Annotated in this window: 25 protein-coding genes and 3 pseudogenes; 11 read left to right on the plus strand and 17 right to left on the minus strand. The window is 59.1% G+C overall.

What is annotated here, in order from left to right:
- Positions 1–8: 8 nt before the first annotated feature.
- From ABJ99_RS10095 to acnA, 5 genes are all read right to left on the minus strand, one after another.
- The gene (locus tag ABJ99_RS10095; RefSeq protein ID WP_054085686.1) at positions 9–542 is read right to left on the minus strand and encodes a hypothetical protein; all 534 of its coding nucleotides are present in this window, start codon (positions 540–542) and stop codon (positions 9–11) included.
- A 425-nt stretch (positions 543–967) separates the two neighbouring features.
- Positions 968–1,630 carry a hypothetical protein gene (locus tag ABJ99_RS10100; RefSeq protein WP_054085687.1) on the minus strand — a complete coding sequence of 221 codons (663 nt, stop codon included), beginning with the start codon at positions 1,628–1,630 and terminating at the stop codon, positions 968–970.
- A 301-nt stretch (positions 1,631–1,931) separates the two neighbouring features.
- Positions 1,932–3,497, minus strand: coding sequence for a methyl-accepting chemotaxis protein (locus ABJ99_RS10105; protein WP_054085688.1), 1,566 nt, complete (start codon positions 3,495–3,497; stop codon positions 1,932–1,934).
- A 94-nt stretch (positions 3,498–3,591) separates the two neighbouring features.
- Positions 3,592–4,383, minus strand: coding sequence for a CPBP family intramembrane glutamic endopeptidase (locus tag ABJ99_RS10110; protein WP_054085689.1), 792 nt, complete (start codon positions 4,381–4,383; stop codon positions 3,592–3,594).
- Positions 4,384–4,504: 121 nt separating this feature from the next.
- On the minus strand, positions 4,505–7,249 hold the full coding sequence (gene acnA / locus ABJ99_RS10115; protein WP_054085690.1) for an aconitate hydratase AcnA: 2,745 nt from the start codon (positions 7,247–7,249) through the stop codon (positions 4,505–4,507).
- A gap of 192 nt (positions 7,250–7,441) precedes the next feature.
- Between acnA and rlmM the strand changes: the two genes are divergently transcribed.
- From rlmM to pdxB, 3 genes are all read left to right on the plus strand, one after another.
- Positions 7,442–8,515 (plus strand): 23S rRNA (cytidine(2498)-2'-O)-methyltransferase RlmM, encoded by a 1,074-nt coding sequence (gene rlmM / locus ABJ99_RS10120; RefSeq protein ID WP_054085691.1) that lies wholly within the window; start codon positions 7,442–7,444, stop codon positions 8,513–8,515.
- A gap of 251 nt (positions 8,516–8,766) precedes the next feature.
- A complete protein-coding gene (gene tusA, locus ABJ99_RS10125; protein WP_007252147.1) occupies positions 8,767–9,021 on the plus strand; it encodes a sulfurtransferase TusA in 255 nt (84 codons plus the stop codon).
- A 74-nt stretch (positions 9,022–9,095) separates the two neighbouring features.
- Positions 9,096–10,238, plus strand: coding sequence for a 4-phosphoerythronate dehydrogenase PdxB (gene pdxB / locus ABJ99_RS10130; protein WP_054085692.1), 1,143 nt, complete (start codon positions 9,096–9,098; stop codon positions 10,236–10,238).
- A gap of 67 nt (positions 10,239–10,305) precedes the next feature.
- Here pdxB and ABJ99_RS28615 read toward each other — a convergent pair whose 3' ends face one another.
- Positions 10,306–10,476, minus strand: coding sequence for a PA1571 family protein (locus ABJ99_RS28615; RefSeq protein ID WP_054085693.1), 171 nt, complete (start codon positions 10,474–10,476; stop codon positions 10,306–10,308).
- A gap of 284 nt (positions 10,477–10,760) precedes the next feature.
- Here ABJ99_RS28615 and ABJ99_RS10140 point away from each other — a divergent pair, with 284 nt between their 5' ends.
- Positions 10,761–12,530, plus strand: coding sequence for an ABC transporter transmembrane domain-containing protein (locus ABJ99_RS10140; protein WP_054085694.1), 1,770 nt, complete (start codon positions 10,761–10,763; stop codon positions 12,528–12,530).
- Between the two features lie 44 nt (positions 12,531–12,574).
- Here the strand turns inward: ABJ99_RS10140 and ppnP are convergent, their stop codons facing one another.
- Together ppnP and ABJ99_RS10150 are read right to left on the minus strand one after the other, a co-directional pair.
- The gene (ppnP, locus tag ABJ99_RS10145; protein ID WP_054085695.1) at positions 12,575–12,856 is read right to left on the minus strand and encodes a pyrimidine/purine nucleoside phosphorylase; all 282 of its coding nucleotides are present in this window, start codon (positions 12,854–12,856) and stop codon (positions 12,575–12,577) included.
- A gap of 100 nt (positions 12,857–12,956) precedes the next feature.
- Positions 12,957–13,499 (minus strand): 3'-5' exonuclease, encoded by a 543-nt coding sequence (locus ABJ99_RS10150; protein WP_054085696.1) that lies wholly within the window; start codon positions 13,497–13,499, stop codon positions 12,957–12,959.
- A gap of 246 nt (positions 13,500–13,745) precedes the next feature.
- Here ABJ99_RS10150 and ABJ99_RS10155 point away from each other — a divergent pair, with 246 nt between their 5' ends.
- Positions 13,746–14,573 (plus strand): substrate-binding periplasmic protein, encoded by an 828-nt coding sequence (locus ABJ99_RS10155; RefSeq protein WP_054085697.1) that lies wholly within the window; start codon positions 13,746–13,748, stop codon positions 14,571–14,573.
- Positions 14,574–14,766: 193 nt separating this feature from the next.
- On the opposite strand, the gene ABJ99_RS10160 is transcribed toward ABJ99_RS10155, so the two are convergent.
- Together ABJ99_RS10160 and eat are read right to left on the minus strand one after the other, a co-directional pair.
- The gene (locus ABJ99_RS10160) at positions 14,767–14,934 is read right to left on the minus strand and encodes a DUF2897 family protein (RefSeq protein WP_007252154.1); all 168 of its coding nucleotides are present in this window, start codon (positions 14,932–14,934) and stop codon (positions 14,767–14,769) included.
- Positions 14,935–15,058: 124 nt separating this feature from the next.
- Positions 15,059–16,423 (minus strand): ethanolamine permease, encoded by a 1,365-nt coding sequence (gene eat, locus ABJ99_RS10165; protein ID WP_054085698.1) that lies wholly within the window; start codon positions 16,421–16,423, stop codon positions 15,059–15,061.
- Positions 16,424–16,714: 291 nt separating this feature from the next.
- On the opposite strand from eat, the gene pyrF reads away from it, so the two are divergent.
- A complete protein-coding gene (pyrF, locus tag ABJ99_RS10170; protein ID WP_054085699.1) occupies positions 16,715–17,413 on the plus strand; it encodes an orotidine-5'-phosphate decarboxylase in 699 nt (232 codons plus the stop codon).
- 186 nt (positions 17,414–17,599) lie between these two features.
- On the opposite strand, the gene ABJ99_RS10175 is transcribed toward pyrF, so the two are convergent.
- Positions 17,600–18,607 carry an NADP-dependent oxidoreductase gene (locus tag ABJ99_RS10175; protein WP_054085700.1) on the minus strand — a complete coding sequence of 336 codons (1,008 nt, stop codon included), beginning with the start codon at positions 18,605–18,607 and terminating at the stop codon, positions 17,600–17,602.
- Positions 18,608–18,854: 247 nt separating this feature from the next.
- Here ABJ99_RS10175 and ABJ99_RS10180 point away from each other — a divergent pair, with 247 nt between their 5' ends.
- Positions 18,855–19,787 (plus strand): S66 peptidase family protein, encoded by a 933-nt coding sequence (locus ABJ99_RS10180; protein WP_080378114.1) that lies wholly within the window; start codon positions 18,855–18,857, stop codon positions 19,785–19,787.
- Positions 19,788–19,803: 16 nt separating this feature from the next.
- Here the strand turns inward: ABJ99_RS10180 and ABJ99_RS10185 are convergent.
- Positions 19,804–20,283 (minus strand): annotated as a pseudogene (locus ABJ99_RS10185) (benzoate/H(+) symporter BenE family transporter); the annotation flags it as partial.
- 56 nt (positions 20,284–20,339) lie between these two features.
- A pseudogene (locus tag ABJ99_RS26880) lies at positions 20,340–20,456 on the minus strand (MarR family transcriptional regulator); the annotation flags it as partial.
- On the opposite strand from ABJ99_RS26880, the pseudogene ABJ99_RS10190 reads away from it, so the two are divergent.
- The 3 genes and pseudogenes from ABJ99_RS10190 to ABJ99_RS10200 all read left to right on the plus strand — a co-directional run bounded on the left by ABJ99_RS10190 (position 20,447) and on the right by ABJ99_RS10200 (position 22,617).
- Positions 20,447–21,564: pseudogene (locus ABJ99_RS10190) on the plus strand (aminotransferase-like domain-containing protein). The pseudogenes ABJ99_RS26880 and ABJ99_RS10190 overlap by 10 nt on opposite strands.
- Before the next feature lie 36 nt (positions 21,565–21,600).
- Positions 21,601–22,203 carry a glutathione S-transferase family protein gene (locus tag ABJ99_RS10195; RefSeq protein ID WP_054085702.1) on the plus strand — a complete coding sequence of 201 codons (603 nt, stop codon included), beginning with the start codon at positions 21,601–21,603 and terminating at the stop codon, positions 22,201–22,203.
- Between the two features lie 27 nt (positions 22,204–22,230).
- Positions 22,231–22,617, plus strand: coding sequence for a lysozyme inhibitor LprI family protein (locus ABJ99_RS10200; protein ID WP_054085703.1), 387 nt, complete (start codon positions 22,231–22,233; stop codon positions 22,615–22,617).
- Positions 22,618–22,650: 33 nt separating this feature from the next.
- Here ABJ99_RS10200 and ABJ99_RS10205 read toward each other — a convergent pair whose 3' ends face one another.
- Together ABJ99_RS10205 and folE are read right to left on the minus strand one after the other, a co-directional pair.
- Complete coding sequence (locus ABJ99_RS10205; protein ID WP_080378089.1) at positions 22,651–23,028, minus strand: glutaredoxin family protein; 378 nt, start codon at positions 23,026–23,028, stop codon at positions 22,651–22,653.
- Between the two features lie 75 nt (positions 23,029–23,103).
- Positions 23,104–23,649, minus strand: coding sequence for a GTP cyclohydrolase I FolE (folE, locus tag ABJ99_RS10210; protein ID WP_054085704.1), 546 nt, complete (start codon positions 23,647–23,649; stop codon positions 23,104–23,106).
- 691 nt (positions 23,650–24,340) lie between these two features.
- Between folE and ABJ99_RS28620 the strand changes: the two genes are divergently transcribed.
- Positions 24,341–24,508 (plus strand): hypothetical protein, encoded by a 168-nt coding sequence (locus tag ABJ99_RS28620; protein ID WP_162839088.1) that lies wholly within the window; start codon positions 24,341–24,343, stop codon positions 24,506–24,508.
- 375 nt (positions 24,509–24,883) lie between these two features.
- Here the strand turns inward: ABJ99_RS28620 and ABJ99_RS10215 are convergent, their stop codons facing one another.
- A complete protein-coding gene (locus ABJ99_RS10215) occupies positions 24,884–25,441 on the minus strand; it encodes a Smr/MutS family protein (RefSeq protein WP_054085705.1) in 558 nt (185 codons plus the stop codon).
- A gap of 45 nt (positions 25,442–25,486) precedes the next feature.
- Positions 25,487–25,807 (minus strand): hypothetical protein, encoded by a 321-nt coding sequence (locus ABJ99_RS10220; RefSeq protein WP_054085706.1) that lies wholly within the window; start codon positions 25,805–25,807, stop codon positions 25,487–25,489.
- Between the last annotated feature and the right edge of the window lie 3 nt (positions 25,808–25,810).

The raw sequence follows: 25,810 nt of genomic DNA on the forward strand, positions 1-25,810 counted from the left end.
GCTTTCGGCTATTTGTCGGCAAGCCCGTTATCGATAAAGCGTTGACGTTGGCGCGCCTTGGAATTGGCGGGCATCGCGTGTTCGATATTAACCTTCAACACAGGTGATGTGCCGATCAGTCGCTGATCGCGATAGAGCTCGTAGTAGACGTCTACCTGACCATACAGAATGTAGGAGACCAGGTCGTAGGAAATGCACAGCACACGGATGATGCTGTCTTCGCCCACTCGATGGAAAAGCGTTGTCGTCGACAGGTTTTTCCCCCAGTAAAAGCGGATTTCATCTCCGCAGCACATCTTGATCGAGCCGGGAATGTGCACGACCACGCCCAGGTGCGCGTCTTCGTAACTGATTGTATTCCCGTCGTTGTCGGGCAACAGGGGCGGCTTCAAGGTGTCTGAAATATCCGATGGAATATGTAGGGAAGTCATTTTTCGATAGGTGCTCTCTTGCATGGGGGCTTCTCGCACAGCGTCTGACTCTGTGGGTTTGCTCTTTTCGGAGGTGCGTGCAACTACATCCTTGGAATAATTTTTTTCCATCGTTAACTCATTTATTTACATTAAGTGATTTGTTTTTCGTCGGGCCGTCTTCTGTCGGCGCCAGAAACATTACAAGGCACATTAGTGTTCAGGTCAAGTCGTGGAAATGTGCGATGGTAGTGCAAGGTTTGCACAGGTTTTTCCGTCACATTTGGTTTCAAGTTAAGACTAAATTAATGCTTGATGGTGCTGAAAGTGCTGTAAACAGGGGGTCAAAATTATTTCAAGAGCTGTTTCGGGAATTTTTTAATGGATGATATCTGTAGGATATGTACTACAGGCTACTCCTGCATTTTAAAAAATAAGCCGTTTTGTGAAAGGTCCCACTCAAGTGTAGGACTATTCACTCAAGTTTATCATTAAGGTCTCGCACGTGTCGGCGTACGAAACCTTCAACCTTTGGAGCAATCGTGTACTTTCAGGCGTTAACTCTGCATCGACAAGGTCACCGGGCGGGCCATGATCGAGCGATTACCGGCACGGTCAGTGACCTGGTAACGGACGGTCACGCTATCGCTGTCCAGGTCAAGCAGGAACGTTTTGTCGAAAAGGATCTGTACTGGACGATCTGTCAGATTCTCGGCGGTGACCATGTGGGCAGGGCCTTCCCGGTCGTTGCAGAAGGTCTGGATGCGGTCTCCGGGCTGCATGTCGGCATAGCCGGGGATGATGCCTGTCAGGGTTTCGCCGAAGTTGATCTGATGGAAGAGGATGGGGGCGAGCAGCGGCCTGCCGGGGGCGGTGCGGTCGATTCGAATATTAGTGGTCGCTGAGTTTGTTCGAATGCCACCTGGAAACGTCAGCCACTGGTAACCAATCGCGTAATTGCCATCTTTAGCGAAGTGTTCAGGTTGAAGACTCATCACGAACAGCACCTCTTCAGGTGCGTCAGGATCAGAAATAGTCTGAACAGGCCCAGTGCCGACGCCATTGACCATAAGCTCGAAGCTGTCTTTTTCTTTGATCAGACCACGCGCGGTGAAATGGACCCAGATGCCTGATTCAAGATCACAGACTTTGATGAGGCCATCGCTTTCCGCTACGGGAACTGAAGGTGCCTCCAGTGATGGGTTAGAAAGGATATTCATACGTATCTCCAATTTTCTAGTCAAACGCCACATGGCGAAATCCAGGGTTTTGATTTGGGAAGTAAGCAATAGCCATCCGTGGTAATAAATAACTACCGCATGCCGCCTGAATTTCAACTAATAGGAGTGCCTGCCGAGTGTCAATAACCGGCAGGCAAGTTTTGCTACTGTTGTTAATATTACGGAATGATCCTACGTCTTGCTCGGCTAATACCTTGAAAGTTGTAAGGCGTGATAAGCGGCGCAATAAAAAGCCCCGAGCAACCTGAGTTGGCCGGGGCCCTGTGCAATACTTTAATTTTCAGCGATTAAAACGCTCGACCAGTGAGTATTGCGAGTTGGCAGTATTCGTCAGTTCCCCGCTCAATACTGCCGAGCGCCGGGCTTCGTCGGCGGTCTTGTCAGCCAGTTCGGCGATGGTGGAAATGTTGCGGTTGATCTCCTCGGCCACAGAGCTTTGTTCTTCGGTGGCCGTGGCGATCTGGGTTGTCATGTCGGTGATGTTGGCCACTGCTTCGCTAATGCCGACCAGTGCCTGATCCGCTTCCAGTACCCGGGCCACGCCTTCTTCGGCCTGACGACGTCCGGCGTCCATGGTCTGCACGGCGTCGGTTGCGGTCTGCTGCAATTTGGCGATCAGGCCGTGAATCTGCCCGGTGGACTCGGCGGTGCGCTTCGCCAGTTGGCGTACTTCATCGGCCACGACCGCAAAGCCACGGCCCATCTCACCCGCGCGTGCCGCTTCGATGGCGGCGTTGAGGGCCAGCAGGTTGGTCTGGTCAGCGATGCCTTTGATCACATCGACTACGCCGCCGATTTCGTCGCTGTCCTTGGCCAGTCGCGTCACGGTCAGGCCGGTTTCGCCCACCGACGTGGAGAGGCGTTGAATGGCTTCGCGGGTTTCGCCCGCAATATCGCGGCCGCGACGGGTCAGCTCATTGGCCTGCTGAGTGGCGTCAGCAGCGCGATTCACGTGGCTGGCCACTTCCTGGGTAGTGGCGGCCATCTGGTTGATGGCTGCAGCGACCTGCTCGGTCTCCACTCGCTGACGTTCCAGCCCGGTCGAGCTGTCCCTGGCCAGCGAGTTGGACTGGCGGGCCTGATGGTTCAGATGCTCGGCGGTGTCCTGCAAGCGCGTCAGGCAGGTCTTCATGCGCGCTTCCTGGCTGAGAATCGACATCTCCAGACGTGCCTGCGGGCCGCGGCTGTCGGTGTACATCTGGGCAATCAGCGGGTCGGAGGTGGTCTGTTCCGCCAGACGCAGCAAGCGTTTGGTGCCGCGCTGTTGCCACGACAGGCCGAGCAGGCCGAGCGGCACTGACAATACGGCGGCAAGTGCGAAGCCCCACTGTGAGTTCAGCCACACACCTATCAGAAAACTCAACTGGCTGACCAGAATGAACGGCAGCCAGTCCTGCAATACTGGTAGCCACTGGTCACGACCCGGCACCGCGCTTTTGCCCTGATTAAGGCGTTTATACAGCGCTTCGGCGCGGCGAATCTGTTCGGCGGTCGGTTTGATTCGCACTGACTCGAAACCGACGACGTTGCGGTTTTCCAGCACCGGCGTCACATAGGCGTTGACCCAATAGTGGTCACCATTCTTGCAACGGTTCTTGACAATGCCCATCCACGGCTGGCCGGTCTTGAGCGTAGTCCACATGTGTTCGAAAACGGCAGGCGGGACATCCGGGTGGCGGACGGTGTTGTGCGCGGCACCGAGCAACTCGACTTCGCTGTAACCGCTGATGTCGACGAAGGCATCGTTACAGTAAGTGATCGTGCCCCGTGTATCAGTGGTGGAAATCAGTCGTTGTTCGGCAGGAAATGTCCGCTCACGTTGAGTGACGGGCTGGTTATTGCGCATGGGTGTCGATCCTTCGATCCAGAAGACGATGGCGTGTTATCGGCAGGTGAGCCGATAAATTGAGTATCGCCCGTCAAATGACTGGTGGGTCAGATTACCGGGCAAGCATGGGGTAAGTGAACAGGCCGAAATGCACGGCATTGAGACCGAAGTGGCAAATAACCGCAGACGGTAAGCCGCCGATACGAAATGCGATGCCGTAGCCCAAACCTGCAAGTCCCGCCAGCAGCATCCATTCCCAGCCTGCGCCGATGTGAGACAACCCAAACAGGCTTGCGGTAATAGCAATTGCCATAGGCGTCGCGAATTTCCATCCTGCGAAGAGCCGTTGCAGGCTGCCCTGAAGATAAGCGCGAAAAAACAGCTCTTCGGTCAATGTCACCAGCAGCAGGTTGTTCACCCACCACAGGGTGCTTTGCGCGGGCCATTTGGGTGCCCAGTCTACGGTGCCAAGTGATGCCGCCACTGTCATGCAGAGAGCAGACGTCGCAATCAGCGCCAGCAGGCCCACTTTGAGTGACTGATTGACGTCGATTCTTGGCAGAATCCACGGGCAGGCAAGCAATAGCCAAAAGCCGATCAGGGGCTTGTCAAGATTCAGGTACATGGAAAAAGCGGCAGCGTCAGCTGTGAATCTGGCGTTATCAATGACTTTGGCATTATTGAACCCCGGCAAAAGGTGAGTCGCCAGCGCCAGGCCCGTCACGATAAATAGCAAATGACCGAAAAGACGGACATGTCGAGAAGCGGATCGCGCCACACAAAGCCAGGCAACAAGCAGCAAGCCAAAACTTACTGCTGCGATGGGGGCCAGGTTGCCATATACCAGCGCTAGCCCGTATCCCGTTGCGAGAAGAGCAAGAAAAAGCCCGTGTCTTGACGTCATTGAAACGCTCCTGATTCGAGAGGAGCGATACTGTATAACATTCGCGCCAGTCAGGTCACAGCTTCACCTTTCAGCCAGCGGTAGCCCTGCCCGTGATGGGCAGGGCTACCGTCATTCTGAATCAGGAAGCGATCAGCTGTCGCAACACATAATGCAGAATGCCGCCAGACTTGAAGTATTCCACCTCGTTGAGCGTGTCGATGCGGCATAACACGTCGACGGTCTCCTTGCTGCCGTCCTCGCGCTCGATGTGCAGGGTCAGGCTCATGCCCGGCTGCACGTCGGCGTTGGTCAGCCCGGTGATTTTCAGGGTTTCCTTGCCGGTCAGGCCCAGGGTCTTGCGCGTCTGGCCGTTCTTGAACTGCAACGGCAGAACGCCCATGCCCACCAGATTGGAACGGTGGATCCGCTCGAAGCTTTCGGCAATGACCGCTTTGACGCCCAGCAGGTTGGTGCCTTTGGCAGCCCAGTCGCGACTGGAACCCGTGCCGTACTCCAGACCCGCGACAATCACCAGCGGTGTGCCCTCGGTCTGATAGCGCATCGCGGCGTCGTAGATAGCCAGCTTCTCGCCGGAGGGCACATGCACGGTGTTGCCGCCTTCTTCGCCGCCGAGCATTTCGTTGCGGATCCGAATGTTGGCAAAGGTGCCGCGCATCATCACTTCATGGTTGCCGCGACGCGAGCCGTAGGAGTTGAAGTCCTGCGACTTGACGCCTTTCTCTTGCAGGTAACGGCCGGCCGGGCTGTCCGCCTTGATGTTGCCGGCCGGCGAGATATGGTCGGTGGTAACCGAGTCTCCCAGCAGGGCGAGGACGCGCGCATTTTCCACGTCCTGAATGACTGGCAACGGGCCGTCGATGCCGTCGAAGAACGGCGGATGCTGAATGTACGTCGAGTCGTCCTGCCACACATAAGTGGCGGCCTGCGGCACTTCGATGGCTTGCCATTGCTCGTCACCGGCGAACACCTCGGCGTATTCCTTGTGGAACATGCCGGTGTTGACGCTGGCGACCGCGTCGGCGATCTCTTTCTGGCTGGGCCAGATGTCACGCAGATAGACAGGATTGCCGTCCGAGCCTAAGCCTAGTGGCTCACTGCTGATGTCGATGCGCACCGAGCCTGCCAGGGCATAGGCCACCACCAGCGGCGGCGAGGCCAGCCAGTTGGTCTTGACCAGCGGATGAACCCGGCCCTCGAAATTGCGGTTGCCCGACAGCACCGACGCCACGGTCAGGTCTGACGATTGAATAGCTTTTTCGATAGGCTCCAGCAGCGGGCCGGAGTTGCCGATGCAGGTGGTGCAGCCATAACCCACCAGGTTGAAGCCCAAGGCATCAAGGTACTGGGTCAGACCTGCCGCCTCGTAGTAATCGGTCACAACTTTGGAGCCGGGGGCCAGCGAGCTTTTTACCCAGGGCTTGCGTTGCAGGCCTTTTTCGACCGCTTTTTTCGCCACCAGCCCGGCCGCCATCATCACGCTGGGGTTTGACGTGTTGGTGCAGGAGGTGATGGCTGCGATCACCACCGCGCCGTCTTTCAGGTGATAAGTCTGCCCGTTGTACTCATATTGGCTTTCGCCGCTGACCTGCGCCTCGTTGCCGACCGCTACGCCACCGCCGCCTTCACTTTCCAGACGGCCCTCTTCGACCTTGGCAGGCTTGACCTGCAACCCCAGGAAGTCGTTGAACGCCTGGGCGACATTCGGCAACGCCACGCGGTCTTGCGGGCGTTTCGGCCCGGCGAGGCTGGCCTCTACCGTGCCCATGTCCAGTTCCAGGCTGTCGGTGAACACTGGCTCCTGGCCGGGCAGACGCCATAGGCCTTGCGCTTTGCAATAGGCTTCGACCAGTTTAACGGTCTCATCGGGACGCCCGGACAGGCGCAGGTAATCCAGCGTCACTTCGTCGACCGGGAAGAAGCCGCAGGTCGCGCCATATTCCGGTGCCATGTTGGCGATGGTCGCCCGGTCGGCAAGCGGCAGATCGGCCAGACCGTCACCGTAGAACTCGACGAACTTGCCGACCACGCCTTTCTTGCGCAGCATCTGGGTCACGGTCAGCACCAGATCGGTGGCGGTGATGCCTTCTTTCAGTTTGCCGGTCAGCCGGAAACCGATCACTTCCGGGATCAGCATCGAGACCGGTTGGCCGAGCATGGCCGCTTCGGCCTCGATCCCGCCCACGCCCCAGCCCAACACGCCGAGGCCGTTGATCATCGTGGTGTGCGAGTCGGTGCCGACCAGCGTGTCGGGAAACGCGTAGGTGCGGCCGTCTTCTTCTTTGGTCCAGACCGTGCGGCCCAGGTACTCGAGGTTGACCTGATGGCAGATGCCGGTGCCAGGCGGCACTACGCTGAAGTTATCGAAGGCGCTTTGGCCCCAGCGCAGAAACGCGTAGCGCTCGCCGTTGCGCTGCATCTCGATGTCGACGTTCTGCTCGAAGGCCGCCGGGTCGCCGAACTTGTCGACCATGACCGAGTGGTCGATCACCAGGTCCACTGGCGACAGCGGGTTGATGCGCTGCGGGTCGCCGCCAGCCTTGGCCACGGCAGCACGCATGGCGGCCAGATCGACCACCGCAGGCACACCGGTGAAGTCCTGCATCAGCACCCGGGCAGGGCGGTATTGAATCTCCCGGTCTGAACGGCGCTCGGTCAACCAGTCGGCGATGGCCTTGAGGTCGTTGCCGGTCACGGTCTTGTTGTCTTCCCAGCGCAGCAGGTTTTCCAGCAGCACTTTGAGCGACATGGGCAACTTGTCGATATTGCCGAGTGAGCGGGCCGCATCGGGCAGGCTGAAGTAGTGGTAAGTCTTGTTGTCGATTTCGAGCGTTTTCAGGCTCTTCAGGCTATCGAGGGAGGGCATGAACGTCTCCTTTTGGAATGATCTCCGGACATCGGATTACGGGGCTTCATATGCATCAGGTCGGGAGCCCCGTAACAGGCTTCAGCTTCTGTGGACTGTCTGGCCGCGCCAGTGGTTCCTGGATTGGGCTATCATGCGCGGCTTTCAAGTCTGCGGGGTTACGCCCGAGTGCCCATTGCCCAGGAGTAACCCATGAATACGCTGTTTATGCATTGCCGACCCGGTTTTGAAGGGGAGGTCTGTTCGGAAATCGCCGACCATGCTGCGCGTCTGGACGTTGCCGGTTACGCCAAGGCACGACCCGACACCGCCTGCGCCGAATTTATCTGCACGGACGCTGACGGGCCTGAGCGGCTGATGAGCGGCCAGCGCTTCGACAAGCTGATTTTCCCTCGGCAGTGGGCGCGAGGCTTTTTCCTCGACCTGCCGGAAACCGACCGCATCAGCGTGATCCTCGCCCAGCTGTCGGCGTTTCCGACCTGCGGTAGCGTGTGGCTTGAGGTAGTGGACACCAACGATGGCAAAGAGCTGTCGAATTTCTGCAAGAAGTTCGAAGCGCCCTTACGCAAGGCGCTGAGCCAGGCGGGCAAGCTGGTCGATGATCCGCGCAAGCCGCGTTTGCTGTTGACCTTCAAGAGTGGTCGCGAAGTGTTTCTCGGCATGGCTGACGCCGGCAACTCGGCAATGTGGCCGATGGGCATTCCGCGCCTGAAGTTTCCCCGCGAGGCACCGAGCCGCTCGACCCTCAAGCTGGAAGAAGCGTGGCACCATTTCATTCCTCGAGATCAATGGGACGAGCGTCTTTCCGGTGACATGACCGGCGTAGACCTGGGCGCCGCGCCCGGTGGCTGGACCTACCAGTTGGTGCGCCGTGGCATGCTGGTGACAGCCATCGACAACGGCCCCATGGCCGAAAGTCTGATGGACACCGGGCTGGTGCAGCATCTGATGGCCGATGGCTTCACCTACAAGCCTCGTCAGCCGGTGGACTGGATGGTGTGCGACATCGTCGAAAAGCCTGCCCGCAATGCGGCACTGCTGGAAACCTGGCTGGGCGAAGGCCTGTGCCGCGAAGCAGTGGTCAACCTGAAACTGCCGATGAAACAGCGCTACGCTGAAGTGCGTCGCTTACTCGACCGCATCGAAGAAGGCTTTCAGGCGCGCGGCGTGCGAGTCTCGATCGGCTGCAAACAGCTCTACCACGACCGCGAAGAAGTCACCTGCCACCTGCGCCGGCTGGATGTGGCCAAAGCCGCGAAGCGCTGAGGTGAGTCGAGCCTGAGCTGCTCTCCAAGTGAGTCGCCGAGGGGCGAGAAGGTGCCTTGAGTCGTAAACAAACACGACTGACATCGCAGAACCGCTGTATGACGCAGAGCGTCACGAACTGCGTGCCAACACGGAGACGTGCACGATAGTCAATGCGGTCTTGGCACGAGGGTCATTAGCATGATGAGCAACCTGCATTTGGCCTGCTCACCGATTTGAGCGACAATCGCTACCCGCTTCTGGAGTGCCCCATGTCTGAATCCGTTGAAAACCTCACCGTTGATGCCGTGCTGGATGCCACCGGGCTGAACTGCCCGGAACCGGTGATGATGCTGCACCAGAAAGTTCGCGACCTGCCCGCAGGCGGATTGCTCAAGGTCATCGCGACCGATCCTTCCACGCGCCGTGACATCCCCAAGTTCTGCGTCTTCCTCGGCCACGAGCTGGTCGAAGAGCGGGCAGAGGCAGAAACCTTTCTGTACTGGATTCGCAAGAAGTCCGACTGATTACCGCATCACCGCACCCCGCGCCTGTTCACGATATGGACCGGTCCCAGCCTGCCCGACCCCGAGAATCTTCCATGCGCATTGTTGCTGACGAAAACATCCCCCTGCTCGACGCCTTTTTTGCTGATTTCGGCGACATACGTCGCTTGCCCGGCCGCGCCATCGACCGTGCAGCGGTGGCGGACGCCGACATCCTGCTGGTGCGCTCGGTAACGCCGGTAACCCGCGAAATGCTTGAAGGCAGCCCGGTACGATTCGTCGGTACTTGCACCATCGGCACCGATCACCTGGACCTCGCCTGGCTTCAGCAAGCCGGCATTCAGTGGTCCAGCGCGCCGGGCTGTAATGCGCGTGGCGTGGTCGATTATGTGCTCGGCAGCCTGCTGACCCTGGCCGAGATCGAAGGTGTCGATCTCCGGCAGCGTACCTACGGCGTCGTCGGGGCAGGGCAGGTTGGGGGGCGTTTGGTGACCGTGCTCAAGGCGCTGGGCTGGAATGTGCTGGTGTGCGATCCACCCCGTGCGTCGGCCGAAGGAGAAGGGTTTGTCAGCCTCGACGAAATCATCCGGCGCTGCGACGTCATCAGCCTGCACACGCCGCTGACCAACACCGGGGAGCTGCCCACCTGGCACCTGTTTGACGAGGCGCGTCTGCGTCAGCTCAGACGCGGCGCCTGGCTGATCAATGCCAGCCGTGGTGCAGTGGTGGATAACGCCGCGCTGCATGACGTGCTGCTCGCTCGTGAAGACCTGCAGGCCGTGCTGGATGTCTGGGAGGGTGAGCCGCAGGTCAACGTCGCGCTGGCCGATCTGTGTGTGATCGGCACGCCGCACATCGCCGGTTACAGCCTTGATGGCCGGCAGCGTGGCACCGCCCGGATCTATCAGGCGTTGTGCGCCTTTCTCGGCCAGCCGCCGCTGATCAGCCTCGACGAGCTACTGCCCCGGCCCTGGCTGGCGCAGGTCAGTCTCGATGCCGACACCGATGCGATGTGGGCTATGACCATGTTGTGTCGTGGCGTGTACGACCCGCGCCGCGATGATGCGGATTTTCGTCGCAGCCTGACCGGTGACACGGCCAGTCAGCGCCTGGCCTTCGATGCCTTGCGCAAACACTACCCGCCACGCCGGGAAATCGACGGGCTGAAGGTTCGGCTTGAGGGTGAGTCCGAAGCACTGGCGCAGATCGTCACGGCCCTGGGTGCGGTGCGGGTCTGATCGATCAAGGTGTGCGGCGCATAAAAAACCCGACAACGAGGTCGGGTTTCAATGGATTCGACAGGTCTTATTTTTCCGGTGTTACCCAGTTGTTGTCGCATTCCTGACAGGCTGCCTGAACCATTTCTTCGGTGATCAGTACTTCTTGCCCGTCCTCGTCGAGAATGGCACCGCCAACCGGAAGACCGGGTGTGGCTCGTACGACTTGAACTTCGGTGCTGCGCTCGTGCAGGCTCATGGTGTCTCTCCTTTCATCAGGTAACGGCGTTAAATTAACCGCGCTTGATGACCGGTCCGTGACAGATACTGTCAGCCGCTCAAACGCGATACAAGTGCAACAGAAATGATGCAAATCTGCCAGCATGCGCTTAGATCGTTGTCGTCTAGCACCGCTGTAAAGCAGTCATAACCTGACCTTTGGTGCAGGCCGCAAGTTCACTCAGAATCACGTCCAGCACCGTTTTCCTGACAGGTGCAGGCTGGCGATTCGCTCATATCGGCAGACAGGCGGGTTTATTTTCAATGATTTCACGGGTTTCCGGGCGTCAGCGCCAGGCCATACGTCTGGCCGCAAGCTTCATTGCTCCGTATCGCTGGCAGGCACTGGGTGCCTTGTTGGCGCTGGTCATCACCGCCGGCATCACCCTGTCGATCGGGCAGGGCATCAAGCTGATGATCGACCAAGGCTTCATGACCCGTTCTGCGCAACTGCTCGAGCGTTCGATCGGGCTGTTCATGCTGTTGACGGTCGGCCTGGCCATCGGGACATTTGCGCGCTTCTACCTTGTGTCGTGGATCGGCGAGCGTGTGGTGGCGGACTTGCGCAAGAAAGTCTTCGACCACCTGATCGAGTTGCATCCGGGCTTCTATGAAAATAACCGCAGCTCGGAAATTCAGTCGCGATTGACCGCCGATACCACCTTGTTGCAATCGGTCATCGGTTCATCTCTGTCGATGTTTCTGCGCAATGCGTTGATGGTGATTGGCGGCATTGTGTTGCTGTTCATCACCAACCCCAAGCTGACCAGTATCGTGGTAGTGGCCCTGCCGCTGATCATCGCGCCCATCCTCATGTTTGGTCGCCGGGTGCGCACCCTGTCGCGCGAAAGTCAGGACCGGGTCGCCAACGTTGGCAGCTATGTGGCCGAGGCGCTGGGGCAGATCAAGACGGTTCAGGCCTACAACCATCAGCAGCAGGACAAACAGCGCTTTTCGCAGACCGTCGAACAGGCCTTTGAAACGGCACGCAAACGGATTTTGCAACGTTCCTGGCTGATTACGCTGGTCATCGTTCTGGTGCTGGGGGCGGTGGCCGTGATGTTGTGGGTGGGCGGCATGGACGTGATCAACGGCCGCATCTCCAGTGGTGAACTGGCGGCGTTCGTGTTTTATGCGCTGGTGGTAGGCATGGCGTTTGGCACCTTGAGCGAAGTGATCGGCGAGTTGCAGCGCGCCGCAGGTGCCGCCGAGCGTATCGGCGAATTGCTCCAGGCACGCAGCGACATCCGCGCGCCGACGACCGATCTGCTGACCCTGCCGCAGCGCATCAGTGGGCGTCTGGCGCTGGAGAACGTCAGCTTTGCTTATCCTTCGCGACCGGAGCGCAACGCCGTCGACAACCTGACCCTGAGCGTGGAGCCCGGCGAGACGCTGGCGCTGGTCGGGCCGTCCGGGGCGGGCAAGTCAACGATCTTCGATCTGCTGCTGCGTTTTTATGATCCAGTGCAAGGGCGGATTCTGATCGAAGGCATGGCCTCCGCACAGCTTGATCCTCATGACCTGCGTCGCTGTTTCGCACTCGTCTCGCAATCGCCGGCCCTGTTTTTTGGCAGCGTCGAGGACAACATCCGCTACGGCAATGCGAACGCCAGTTTCGAGCAGGTAGAAGCAGCCGCCAGAATCGCCCATGCTCACGAGTTCATCCTGGAAATGGCCGATGGCTATCGCACCCATCTGGGCGAAGGCGGGCTGGGGCTGTCGGGCGGGCAGCGGCAACGTCTGGCGATTGCCCGGGCATTGCTGGTCGACGCGCCGGTGTTGTTACTGGATGAAGCGACCAGCGCGCTGGATGCACAGAGTGAGCACTTGATTCAGCAAGCGTTGCCGAGCCTGATGCAGGGCCGTACCACGCTGGTGATCGCGCATCGTCTGGCCACGGTACAGAATGCCGACCGCATTGCCGTTATGGATCGGGGGCGGTTGGTGGCGGTCGGTACGCATCGGCAATTGATCGACAGCAACCCGCTGTACGCGCGCCTGGCGGCGTTGCAGTTCAATGCTGACAAGGCATGATGGGGCGCCAAAGGGGGGAGGCGATGACCTCCCTCTGATCGGTCTCAGCGATATTCACACAGGTAAGCAGTATCGACGCTGACCTTGAGCTGGAACTTGCTGTTTGCCGGTACGTTGAACTGACTGCCGGTGGAGAAAGTCTCCCAGTCGCTGCTGTCAGGCAGTTTCACATTCAGCTCACCGGAAATGACGTGCATGATTTCCCGCTGTGCAGTGCCGAACTCATATTCGCCCGCGGCCATGACGCCGATGGTTGCCTGACCTTCGGCCTGGCTGAAGGCGATGGATTTGACGGTGCCGTCGAAGTACTCGTTGACCTTGAACATGAGCGGTTCCTTATGAAAGGGCTGGAAATGGCACGCCAGTATGCCCAACCCGCCAAACCCCGTCACGCCTGATTAAAGTGTCGCCCGCAAGCATGAATATTCAGTTGGTCAGAATCAGTGGCAGCAGTCTCGCGGTGTTGCGCGCATCGACCAGTGCTCTGTGTTGCTGACCGGAAAACTGCATGCCGGCCAGTTGCAGGGCGCTGTTCAGGCCCATCGGTTTTTGCAGGTGACGAGCCTGGGCAAAGCGCTGTTTGAGATTGACGTGTGGCATGCTTGAGAGGGCGCTGTCGAGTTTATGGTTGCGCCATTCCTCTTCCAGTTGCTGTCGATCGTAATCCCCCCAGCTCGCCCATCCCACCACGCGAGCGCGATGATGGGCAAGCCAGCGTTCGAACTGCGGCCATACAGCGGTGAGCGGTGCGGCGCTGTCTATGTTGCTTTGAGTTATATGGGTCAGTTCGCGACAGAAGTGGGTCAGCAGCGGCCTGCGGACGGGGCGTACGAAGCGCTCGAAGTGATCCAGTTCGCGCCCGTCCTGATTGACCAGCGTCGCGCCTATCTCGATGACTTCCATTTCTGCGACCGGCCAGCCACCCTCTTCGGTGGTAGCCTCCAGATCAATCACCAGCCAATGTGGCATTATCAAGCTCCCTTACCCTGTTGAATGACTACAGCGTAGCCACATTGACCCGCCGTGCCGGACTCTCTCGCACCGCTGGTCCTGTCTGCCTCGATACTGATCAAGCGATACCGTGTTGCTGCAGCTTGCCAGTTTATTGCACGTATAAGGCAGACAGTACTTCAAACTGGCTGACGCCGGTGATTTGACAGTTGTTTAAATCAGGGAAACCGCATAGCGTGGTGGGCTTTGATTAATGTTGTTTTTATGAAAAGACTTACAGTGACAATCGATGGGCAACTGCGCAGCACGGTAGTGGGCGTATGTCTGCTGCTCTCGCTGTTGACGGGGTCGCAGTGCTTCGCAGCGCAAGTGGTGCGTGTGGCTGCGGTGCATTTCCCGCCGTATATGGTGCGTCCTGAAAAAGGTGAAGACACCGGTCTGTTGCCGCGTCTGATCGCCGCCTTGAACGCTGCGCAGGATGATTACCAGTTCGTGATGATCCCGACCTCCGTGGCACGGCGCTTTCGCGATTTCACCGAAGGCCGTTTCGACATCGCGATCTTTGAAAACCCTGACTGGGGCTGGAAAGATATTCCCCATGAAACGGTCGACATGGGCCTTGAAGATGCTGAGGTGTACGTGGCCCGGCGGGCTGAAGGTCGTGAGCAGGACTATTTCGACACGCTCTCCGGAAAGCGCCTGGCCGTGTTTTCCGGGTATCACTACGGTTTTGCCAACTTCAATACCGATCAGAAGTTTCTGAACGAGCACTTCAATATTACCTCGACCTACTCTCACGACAGCAATCTGCTGATGGTCGTGCGCGGGCGAGTGGACATTGCGCCGGTGACCCGTTCCTATCTGATTGACTTCATGGCCCATAACAAGGACGAAGCCGGACAATTGATGGTGTCCGACCGTGTTGACCAGATTTATCGGCAATATGCGTTATTGCGCCCCGATGGCAATATCGACGTAGCGCACTTCACCGTATTGCTGGAGCAGCTGCGCAGTGCGGGAACACTGGCGGATATCTTTCAGCCGTTGCACATCAAGGTACTGCCGATGAGTACGAGCGCTGCTGTGCAATAAGGCATGAGCAAGAAAGATACTAGGGTCTGTTCCCGTTTCATCGCGAGCCGCGTTGCTGGGCCAAATCTCGCCAAGCCAGGCCAGGCGCAGGACGCAGAGAATGGCTGTTCCCTTTTCNCGCGATGAAACGGGAACAGACACTAGGGCAAAGAGGGAAGGGGGACAGCGTTAACGATCTGCCACCTTTGCTGACTCAGCGGTCTCTGGCGTCCTTGGCGTCCATTTCCGCATTGCGCTCATGAACACGCTTGAGCTGTTCTTCGGTCAGGGGCAGTTTCTTGGCTGTGTCACGCAGCATCATCAGGCCGCCGACAATCGAGCCGATGGCTACGAGCAGAATTAACCAGGCATACCAGGGCATAGCGCTCTCCTTGTTGTGATACCGGTTTGAGCAGCCAGGCTGCTCAATAGTTCAAGTGTACGCGCCACAAGCGCGTTGCGTGCAAGGCTGTTTGCACGCAACACGGGGTAGAGTCTGTTTGCGATTATCGGCCAGTCAGCATCGCATCGGCCGGTGCCTCGGCGCGCGAGCTGGCGGTCAGGCTGAAGTAGATGAACCCGATCGCCATCAGGCCCAGGAAAATCAGGCCGATCAGCAGGTTGAACCAGGCCATTGCCACCAGGCACACCACTGCCAGAACCAGAGCAATTCCAGGCACCACCGGGTAGCCCGGAGCGCGGAACGTGCGCTCCAGCTGCGGCTCGGTCTTGCGCAGCTTGAACAGGCTGAGCATGCTCATGATGTACATGACGATTGCGCCGAACACGGCCATGGTTATCATGGCAGCCGTCAAGGTCATGCCGCTCAGGTTGATCAGCCCATCGCTGTAGATCGCGGCGATACCGATCAGGCCGCCGGCGATGATCGCCCGGTGAGGTGTCTGAAAGCGCGACAGTCTGGCCAGCGAGGCAGGCAGGTAACCGGCGCGGGCGAGGGCGAAGAACTGGCGCGAGTAGCCCATGATGATGCCGTGGAAGCTGGCGACCAGACCAAACAGGCCGATCCACACCAGCATGTGCAGCCAGCCGGAACTGTCACCGACCACTGCCTTCATGGCTTGCGGCAGCGGGTCGTTGATATTGGCCAGGGTACGCCAGTCACCCACGCCACCGGCAAACAGCATGACGCCGATGGCCAGAAACACCAAAGTCAGAATGCCGCTGATGTAGGCTTTGGGGATGGTACGTTTCGGGTCCTTGGCTTCTTCGGCAGCCATGGCGGCACCTTCAATGGCCAAAAAGAACCAGATCGCGAACGGAATCGCCGCGAACATGCCGGCAATCGCTTCAGGCCCGAACGTCTGCGAACCCGCCCAGCCATTGAGGGCGAAATTGCTGAAGCTGAAGGCCGGTGCGACCACGCCCATGAACACCAGTAGCTCGGCAACCGCCAGAATGCACACCACCAGTTCAAAGGTTGCAGCCAGTTTCACGCCTACGATATTGAGCGCCATGAATACGATATAGGCCCCGACGGCCGCGTGTTTGGGGTCAAGGCCCGGGTACTGAACGTTGAGATAGGCACCAATGGCCATGGCGATGGCCGGTGGCGCAAAGACGAATTCGATCAGGGTCGCCATGCCGGCGATCAGCCCGCCTTTCTCGCCAAAGGCACGGCGGCTATAGGCAAACGGCCCGCCCGCGTGAGGAATGGCGGTGGTCAGTTCGGTAAAACTGAAAATGAAACAGGTGTACATGGTCGCAACCATCAGGGCCGTTACCAAAAAGCCCAGGGTCCCGGCTGCGCCCCAGCCGTAACTCCAGCCGAAGTATTCGCCGGAGATCACCAGCCCGACCGCAATCCCCCATAGATGAAGCGTGCCAAGCGTAGGCTTGAGTTTCGTGCTCATTGTTATCTCCCTGAGATTCGATAATCGATGAAACATCCTGTTGCAGACGCCGTGCCAGTGCATTAATGACCGTCGTGTTGCCTCAAAACAGGTCGTTTACAGAACGCTGCAGTTAACCAGGTCATCGTGTTGTGCAGGTCTGGTGCAGGCTAGCTCAGCGGTGTACTGCGCGGGTGCAGCGATTCGTGACTTTTTGCGACGGCCATCAGCCAAATACCGATCTACGGGTCCCGCCCGTTCGCCGGTTCGGCTACAATGCGCGCCGATTTCGACTTACCTGAGACCACGCTCATGTCCGCCTGCCAGACTCCTGTCATCGTCGCCCTGGATTTTCCGACCCGCGAAGCCGCTCTGCGACTGGCGGATCAACTTGATCCCACGTTGTGCCGGGTCAAGGTGGGTAAGGAGCTGTTCACCAGTTGCGCATCGGACATCGTCGAAACCCTGCGCCACAGGGGCTTCGAAGTGTTTCTGGATCTCAAATTCCATGACATTCCCAACACCACCGCCATGGCCGTCAAGGCGGCGGCAGAGATGGGCGTGTGGATGGTCAATGTGCACTGCTCCGGCGGGCTGCGCATGATGGCTGCATGCCGTGAAGTGCTTGAACAGCGAACCGGCCCACAGCCTTTGCTGATTGGTGTGACAGTGCTGACCAGCATGGAGCGCGAAGACCTCGCCGGTATCGGTCTGGACATCGATCCGCAGGTGCAGGTGTTGCGCCTGGCGGCGCTGGCTGAAAAAGCCGGCATGGACGGGCTGGTCTGTTCCGCACTGGAGGCGCAGGCGTTGAAAGCGGCTCACCCGTCACTGCAACTGGTCACCCCCGGCATCCGCCCGGCAGGCAGCGCGCAAGACGATCAGCGCCGCATCCTGACTCCGCGTCAGGCACTGGACGCAGGCTCCGACTACCTGGTAATCGGCCGCCCGATCAGCCAGGCCGCCAACCCGGCCGATGCACTGGCCGCAGTGGTCGCCGAACTGGCCTGATCAGAAGGGCGCTGAGCGCAGGAACGATTATCGTGCGACGCTTTGCGTCAGCACGCCGTTCTGGAAGCTCTGCGTCCTCTTTTGCGACGCAGAGCGTCTCGAACTGCATTTCCACGCTGGAGCGTGTGGAACGATAACCTCAACTATCGTGCCGCCGCATTGGCACGAGAGTCTGAACGGCTGCTTTCATTCCACCTTCAATATCAGCTTGCCGTAGTTGTCACCGGTAAACAGCTTCAGGAAGGTCTCCGGGAATGTCTCCAGATCCTCTTCGATATGCTCTTTGCTCTTCAGCTTGCCTTCCTCGATCCAGCCCGCCATGACCTGGCCAGCCTCTGCAAAGCGGTCCGCGTGATCGAGCACGATGAAGCCTTCCATGCGTGCGCGGTTGACCAGCAGCGACATGTAGTTGGCCGGGCCTTTGACAGCGGTGGTGTTGTTGTACTGGCTGATGGCACCGCAGATCACCACACGTGCGCCGACCGCCAATTGGCTGAGTGCAGCGTCCAGAATGTCGCCGCCAACGTTATCGAAGTACACATTCACACCGTCCGGGCAGTGGCGCTTCACGGCGTCCAGCACGTCCTCGGATTTGTAGTCGATCGCCGCATCGAATCCCAGCTCTTCAGTCAGCAAGCGGCATTTCTCCTTGCCCCCGGCGATGCCGACGACCCGGCAGCCTTTGATTTTGGCAATCTGCCCGGCCACGCTGCCAACGGCACCTGCCGCGCCGGAAATCAGCACCGTGTCGCCGCTTTTTGGCTGGCCGACGTCCAGCAGCGCCAGGTAAGCAGTCATGCCGGTCATGCCCAGCGCCGACAGATACAGCGGCAGGGGAGCCAGGCGGGTATCTACCTTGTAGAAACCCTTGGGCTCACCGATAAAATAATCCTGAACACCGACGGCCCCTTGCACGTGATCGCCGACGGTAAATCTGGGGTTTTTCGATTCAAGCACTTCGCCCACACCCAGTGCGCGCATGACCTCGCCCAGTTGCACGGCCGGAATGTAGGACTTGCCCTCGTTCATCCAGCCACGCATGGCCGGGTCCAGGGACAGGTATTTGTTTTTGACCAGAATCTGGCCGTCGACGAGGGCGGTCACCGGGACAGTCTGATAGGTGAAGTCATCACGACGCACAGTGCCCGAAGGGCGTTTGGCGAGCAGGAACTGGCGGTTGAAAAGATCAGTCATGGCAGGGCCTCTTAAAAATGGTTCAAGAATGGATTCAAACGCTCGCAACACTGGTCCGGCAAGCAGCTTCAGGCAACAAGCGATCATCGAGCGAATGCCGTTTGATCCATATGGTTGATAGGAGTCCGATCAGGCTATGGCGTTCAAGTCGATTCACAGAGCGGACGCACGCCGGGCGCCTGCGCGGCTTGAGTCGCCTGCCTCGGTGCTCTACATTGTCCGCTCAATGAATACCCGGATGATTGCGATGCCCGTGACGAGTCTGCACACCCTTCAACCTCAAGTTCTGCGTGCAGGTGACGCCGTGGCGCTGGTCTCGCCTGCCGGGCCGGTTGCCGCTGCCAGGGTCGAAGCAGCCGTCGAGGTTCTGAAGAGCTGGGGGCTGCGGCCGCGTGTCTACCCTCATGCGCTGGGTGCTTATTCGTTCTATTCGGGGACCGACGAAGAGCGGCTCGCCGACCTCAATGCGGCACTGGCTGATCCGGAAGTTCGCGCAGTGCTTTGCACGCGCGGTGGCTATGGCGTGCAACGGATCGTGCAACAGGTTGACATGGATGCCGTGCGCCGCGATCCGAAGCTGGTGACAGGTTTTTCCGATATCACCGCCCTGCACGGCGCACTATGGAACCATACGCGCCTGGCGACCATTCACGGGCCCGTCGCTGCGCAACTGGAACGCGGCGGTCTGTTCGTCAGCGGCATGCGTCAGGTGCTGATGAGTGCCGAACCCGTGTTGCTCAAGGCCGATCCCGGTTCGCCGACCGCCAGTGTGCGGACCTCGGGCAGCGCGCAAGGCCTGCTGCTCGGCGGCAACCTGTGCATACTCGATACCTCGGTCGGCACACCGTTCATGCCAGACCTCACCGGTGCCATTCTGCTCATCGAGGAAGTCAACGAGCCCGCTTATCGGGTTGACCGCATGCTCACCCATCTGGGTAACTGCGGCATTCTCGGGCGACTGGCGGGCATTGCTGTCGGTGAGTTCACCCCGGCCGCGAACACCGGCGGCACCATCAGCCCTGCGCACGTCTTGCTGGAGCGGCTGGGCGGCCTGGGCATCCCGGTACTCGGCGGCTTGCCGGTCGGCCACGGCGACCTCAATCAGGCGGTGCCGCTGGGGATGCCAGCAATCCTCGATGCAGATGCCGGCACCCTGCTGGTGTCCGCAGCCGGCCGCTGAAGTTCGAGGCGCGGGCTCAATCGGCCTTGCGCGCGTTCAGAATCAGCAGCGTCACCACGCCTGCGATGATGCCCCATAATGCCGAGCCAATGGAAAACAGCGTCATGCCCGATGCAGTCACCAAGGTGATCAATGCGGATTCGCGTTGTTTCGGTTCGGCCATGGCGACCGTCAGGCCACTGATGATCGAGCCGAACAGCGCCAGTGCTGCAATCGACAGCACCAGTTCCTTGGGGAACGCGCTGAACAGAGCAGCGAGGGGCCAGCCAAAGAGGCCGACGATGCAATAGAACATGCCGCACCAGGTCGCTGCGCTGATGGCTGCCAGATTGATCCCGTGGCAGCCGAACGGTGCGGTCAGCAGCGAGGCAACTCCGGTCGTCGAAATCAGCGGCGAGGTGGGCGGGTAATAACCGTCCGCCAGGGTCTGGTTCATGGAGGGCGATTCTTGCAGCAGGCAGGTAACAAAGGACGCCAAGCCTAAGCGGATGCGTGCGCGGTTCTACGATACAGCGATACGAGCAAACGCAGGCACCGTTGCAAAAGACTCGCTCACTCAGCGTCGGCACCTGGCGGGCACGCCCCGGATTGCAGCGTCTGGCCCAGCGCGCGGTTGACCGTCAGCCAGCCATCCACCGCGTCCTGACCCGCTTCGCAAAATTCTCGCCGCCGCCCAGCGTCCGGAGGTGATGTCGTTCGCCGGTGGCCTGCCTGCCGAGTCGATGCTACCCAAGGTCGAATGGGCCGATATGCCGGTCGCGCTGGGCCAATACGGCATGAGTGAAGGCGAGCTTGCCCTGCGCGAAGCATTGGCGGCCGAAGCGCGTGCATTGGGAATAATTGCCTGTGAAGCCAGTCAGGTGATGGTGGTCAGCGGTTCACAGCAGACGTTTGATCTGGCCGCCAAACTCTACATCGACAAAGGCACCGAGGTGTTGCTGGAAGCGCCGACCTACTTGGCTGCGTTGCAGATATTCCAGCTGTTCGGTGCCGACTGCATCACGGTGCCTCTGCTCGCAGAAGGTCCGGATCTTCAGGCCATGCGCCAGCGTCTGGAGCAGCACACGCCAGCTTTTGGCTACCTCATTCCGACCTTCCAGAACCCTTCGGCGGTGCGCTGCAGCCAGGCCAGCCGCGACGCGGTTGCGGACCTGCTGGACGAGTTCGGCGTGACGCTCATCCGAGGATGAACCTTCGCGAACTGACCTATGACGGTGGCAGTGCCAGGCCGATTGTGAGCAGTCTGAAAAAGGCCAGCTGGATCTACACCGGCACGGTGTCGAAGACGCTGCTTCCCGGTCTGCGAGTGGGTTATCTGATCGCCAGCCCCGATCTGTTTCCGCACCTGCTGCGGTTGAAACAGTCTGCCGATCTGCACACCAATCGTCTGGGACAATGGCAGGCCTTGCAGTGGATCGGTACCGAGCACTATCGTGAGCATCTGGTGATGCTGCGCGAGTTCTATCGCGGTCGACGCGACGCCTTTGAGAGCGCCTTGCAACAGCATTTTACAGATCTGGCGGTGTGGAACAGCCCGCAAGGTGGCCTGTTTTTCTGGTTGACCCTCAAGCAGGCGCTGGACACCCGCACCTTATTGGATTCGGCGCTGGCGCAGGATGTCGCCTTCATGCCGGGCGAGCCGTTTTTTGCCGACCCGGACGCCAACCCCGGTCATCTGCGGCTCAATTTCAGTCATATCAACCCGGCGCGTCTGGATGAAGGCATAAAACGACTGGCATCTGTTGTGCGTGCAGCACAGAATCTGCAAGCGGCTTGATCCGATCCAACCCGAACACACCAAGGGAGCAGGGCGATGTACAAGGTTTACGGTGATTACAATTCGGGCAATTGCTACAAGGTAAAGCTGATGCTCAGCCTGCTGGGCAGCGCGTACGAGTGGGTGCCGGTGGATATTCTCGGCGGCGAAACCCAGACCCCGGCGTTTCTCGAAAAGAACCCCAATGGCAAGATTCCGGTGCTGGAACTGGAAGATGGCACGTGCCTGTGGGAGTCCAATGCGATTCTCAATTTTCTGGCCGATGGCTCCCGCTTCCTGCCAAGTGAGCCGCGTTTGCGGACACAAGTGTTGCAGTGGCAGTTTTTCGAGCAGTACAGCCACGAGCCGTCGGTAGCCGTCGCGCGGTTTATCCAGTTTTACCTGGGGTTGCCCGCCGAGCGCATGGTCGAATATCGGGCCATGCAAAAGTCTGGCTATCGCGCGCTGGCGGTCATGGAGCAACAGCTCGACCGCACACCTTTCCTGGTAGGCGACAACTTCTCGATCGCCGACATCGCCTTGTATGCCTACACTCACGTGGCGCATCAAGGCGGCTTCGACCTGGCGCCCTACACCGGCATCCGCCGCTGGCTGGAGCGGGTTCAGGCTCAGCCCGGCTACGTTGGCATGCTGGACTGATCCGATCCTCTTGAGAGCAACGAATTTATGCGTACTTCACTGACCCTTCTCGCCGCCTTCATCGCGCTCGGCGTCGGCTGCTCCGCTCAGGCCGAGGACTGCAACACCAATCAGGCGAGCATGAACAAGTGTGCCGCCAATGAGCTGGCGACACTCGACGCGGACCTGAACAAGCAATACAAAGCGCAGATGGCCTGGCTCCAGACCCCGGAAAAAAAACAGGCACTCAAAGACGCGCAGCAAAAGTGGATAGCCCTGCGTGATGCCGATTGCCAGTATCAGGCGGGCAAACCCGAGGATTCAGGTTCGATCTGGCCGCTGGTGCATTCGCGATGCCTGGCCGAGCAGACCAGGGTGCGAGTCAAACAGCTGAAAGCCTATGTGGCTTGTCGCGAGGAAGGTTGCCCGCGCTGACAGACGGCGGGCAGTCGGGCGGGCAGTCGGAACTCAGATGGCCCCGAAGCGCTGGTCAAGGTAGTCGATGATCACCTTTGACTCGTAAATCCAGACCGTCTTGCCATCTTCTTCGATACGCAGGCAAGGCACCTTGATCCTGCCGCCTTCGTTGAGCAGCGTCTGGCGATCGAGTTCGTTGTTCTTCGCGTCGCGCAGCGCAACCGGAACATTGAGGCGGCGCAGGGCGCGACGGGTCTTCACGCAGAACGGACAGGCATGAAACTGATACAGCGTCAGGCCCCGAGCGGCTTCGTCGACGGCTGCCTGAGCCTGAGGATCACGCTTTTTCCGGCCGGGGCGGGTCAGGAAGTCGATGCCGATGACGAGCTGGCCAAGGCCGACTCTTAACGCTTTCATGAACACGGTCATACCTCGTGCGGGCAGTGGCAAAAATCGGCCTACCGTGCAACGTGCATCAAAGCACATGAACGCAGGCTGAGCGGGTCACTTGATCAGGCTGAGAAACTCGCTGCGTGTGGCGGCGTTTTCACGGAATTCGCCGAGCATCACCGACGTGATCATGGCCGAGTTCTGTTTCTCGACACCGCGCATCATCATGCACATGTGCTTGGCTTCGATCACCACTGCAACGCCCATTGCGCCGGTCACTTGCTGGATGGCTTCGGCGATCTGACGGCTGAGGTTTTCCTGAATCTGCAAACGGCGGGCGTACATGTCGACGATCCGTGCCACCTTGGACAGGCCCAGCACCTTGCCCTTCGGAATGTAGGCCACATGGGCTTTGCCAATGAATGGCAGCAGATGGTGTTCGCACAGAGAGTACAGCTCAATGTCCTTGACCATCACCATTTCACTGGCGTCAGAGCTGAACAGCGCACCGTTGGTGACTTCTTCCAGCGTCTGCGTATAACCGCGACACAGGTATTGCATGGCCTTGGCGGCGCGCTTGGGGGTGTCCAGCAAACCTTCGCGCGAGACGTCCTCGCCCAGTTGCCCGAGTATGGCGGTGTAATTCTGTTCCAGTGTCACAGGACTGTGTTTCCGTGTGGGTTTCAGAGCGGTACGTTTATTGGGGGTGTACCGATTTTGTGCCAACGAGGAGCGTTTCCAGATTATCGATCACCCCGGTTGATGCTGAGCCGAGTGAACTGGTGTACGTGATGACAGCAGCTACATGCTGTGCTTTATCCTGTTGGCGATGAATAAGGGGTTGAGCCCGGCCGTGGCGTGCATGGTAGCGTAGGTCTGCTTGCAGTTGTACTGCCGTCGCTTGGTAATGCCTGGGGTATTTGGCTTTACCTTGAGTTTTTTGCTCGGACCGACCTGCTCTACCGTATCAGGAATACTGAAGAGACATACGCCGTAGCGTCTAAAGCCACCTGGCAGGTTGATAGGCCTTGCGATTCGGACCCTCAGGATTCATATTTTTTGAGGGCGGCACACGACGTGCACTCCGTGACCCGAAAGGCCGAGTCAGAAGGATGAGCTGGAGTTTGAGAAGCTACAGGCCGAGGTTCACAAATGGGTGGCCGAGACGCGCAAGATGATCGCAGAGACCGGCAAACTGAAGCGAGAGACCAGCTTTTACCCATTTGTAGCGCCTGAGGGCCTCATTACAGTAATCGTTACTGCGGCTGCTTTCATTCACAAGTTTTAGGTGGCCAGTGCGCAGGCGGGGCCAGTCGACAGGCTTGACCTGACACCCCGAGAGAGGATGAACATGAGCCACGATCAAGTCATAAAGCCAATGCGCGAAGACCTTGAGCAACTGGGCAATGAGGTTCGTAACAAGCCCGCCCATGAAACCCGAAATATTCTGGTGTCTGCTGCATCCGGTGCGGTGTTCGCACTGGCTGTCTCATGGCTTGCGTTCAGAATCTGGTTCTGACTGCCTGGTCAGATAGCGCCTGCAGAACGGATCTTCGCATGTCAGTATCAGAAGTGGCGATCCGGAAGATGGTTGTATCGCTTCGCTTACGCACTCGCAACCCGATCGCTACCCACTTCCGGCAGGCCGCGTTGTCTGACTCAGGTCATCAGTCAATAGCCTGTCGAGAGCGTGAATCCTGATGTTGAGTCGAGTAGCAAAAATAGCGATGTTCGCCATCGTACTGTCGTCGGTTTCCGGTTGCTGGCCATTCTGGCCGGGGCCGGGTGGGCACGGTGGTGGCGGCGGACCTGGCCCTGGCGGTCCTGGCCCGCGCTGAGTGCCGAATCAGGCAGCGTGCTGCTGCCCGGTGAGCATTGAAGGGCGCGAACGGGATTACTCGTCGCGTCCTTCCATCATGGTGCGTTTCAGCACGACGTACACCGCGCCAGCGCCGCCGTGCCTGGCCTGGCATGAGCAAAAACCCAGCACCTGCGAATGCTGACGCAGCCACGTATTGACGTGACTCTTGATCATCGGACGCTTGCCGTCCAGACGCACTGCCTTGCCATGGGTGACACGCACACAGCGTATTTCCAGTTTTGTGGCTTCTGCCAGAAACTCCCACAACGTCTCGCGCGCTACCTCTACGGTCATGCCGTGCAGGTCGAGGCTGCCTTCGAAGCTGATCTGGCCGAGCTTCAGCTTACGCATCTGACCTTCTTGCACGCCGTCACGTGACCAGCTCAGCACATCTTCCGGCCCGACATCGATGACAAACTGGTCCGAGAGCCCGTCGACCGTCACCGAGTCGGTGCGCACGGTCGCGGACTGACGCAGGCGGGCGAGCATTTTTCGATCAGCTTTGGGTTTGCCGACATCGGCATGTTCATGCCTGAGCGGCTTGACGCCGCGCGTTTCGCTTCTGAACAGGGAAAAATCGTCGTCTTGCATGAGGCCTCCGCGAAGGAGGCTAGTCTAACCGTTCGGGCGAGCGGGTCAGTTGTGTTTTTTCAGCAAATGGGCAGAGATACTCAAACCGCTTGCGCCGGGTTGACGACGGCAGCGGCGCCACAGCCAGACACCCAGATAAAACACCAGCAATCCACCCACTGCAACAAACGCGGCACCGCCCGGGCTGGCATTCAGTTCACCCAGCATCTGCGGATGGCCGATCAGGCTGGAGACACCGGCGACGGTCAGCAATATGCCCAGCGCAGCCAGCAGCAGCAGCGCGATCAGCGTGCCAATCCGTTTGCGCCAGTTGCCCTGGCCTTTGTTGCGCAGGCGACGTGCATTGAAACCACCTGACGTCTTCATGCT

The sequence above is a fragment of the Pseudomonas syringae pv. cilantro genome, assembly GCF_001293775.1.
Taxonomy (GTDB): Bacteria; Pseudomonadota; Gammaproteobacteria; order Pseudomonadales; family Pseudomonadaceae; genus Aquipseudomonas; species Aquipseudomonas syringae_P.